Source organism: Haloferax profundi, assembly GCF_001469865.1.
Taxonomy (GTDB): Archaea; Halobacteriota; Halobacteria; order Halobacteriales; family Haloferacaceae; genus Haloferax; species Haloferax profundi.
Window position 1 is genome coordinate 1 of record NZ_LOPV01000405.1, and the last position, 708, is coordinate 708.

At 59.3% G+C, this 708-nt stretch carries 2 protein-coding genes; both read right to left on the bottom strand.

The window, feature by feature from the left end; all coding sequences use genetic code 11:
- A partial coding sequence (locus AUR66_RS13930; protein ID WP_231727899.1) for an anion permease occupies positions 1-278 on the bottom strand: 278 nt, incomplete at its 3' end.
- A gap of 180 nt (positions 279-458) precedes the next feature.
- Positions 459-708: zinc-binding dehydrogenase (locus AUR66_RS13935; RefSeq protein ID WP_157533137.1), on the bottom strand; the 250-nt coding region annotated here is incomplete at its 5' end.

Sequence of the window (708 nt, forward strand, 5' to 3'; positions counted from 1 at the left end):
ATGCCGTGTGTCTGGAACGCCTCTGCGAGCATGAACCCCGCGAGGAGCAGGAAGATAACTGGGTCAGCGAAGCCGGCGACTGCGTCGCCAAAGTCTGGATAGACACCGAATATCGTCAAGAGAATCGGGATAACCAGCGCAGTGAGTGGGAGTGGAACCACCCCAGTAATCCAGAGCAGTGCCGCGAACACCATCGTCGCGACTGCGTACTGTCCGGCAACGGTTAGCGAGTCAGACGTTGGAACAGTCGCGACGGCCACCATGGCCACTGTGGCCACAGCAATCGTCACGAACCGGACGAGTTGTTTCGACGACAATGGTGTACCTGTCTGCTTCTCGAACAGTATTCAATGTTAGTAGTACTCGACCCTGCCGAAACCCGCGGGCGCTGAGAGGATACCCGGGGCGTGTCTACAGAGAACAGCGAGCGTTCTGTGGGTCATCCGACCCGTGGTCGGTTACTCTCCCACTGTGACGACGACGCTTCCTGCCTTGTGACCAGTGTCGACGTAGCGGTGTGCGTCGGCGATGTCGTTGAGTGGATATTCTCGGTCGATGACTGGGCGGAGAGTTCCTTCTTCGGCGAGGTCTCGCAGCGTGAGGAGGCTTGCCCGCTTCGCGCTCGTCGACGCTAGCCCAGTGGCCGCGAAAAGTGCCCGTTTGTCACCGACTAGTCGGGTCCACACCATCTGAAGGAGGATCCCTACC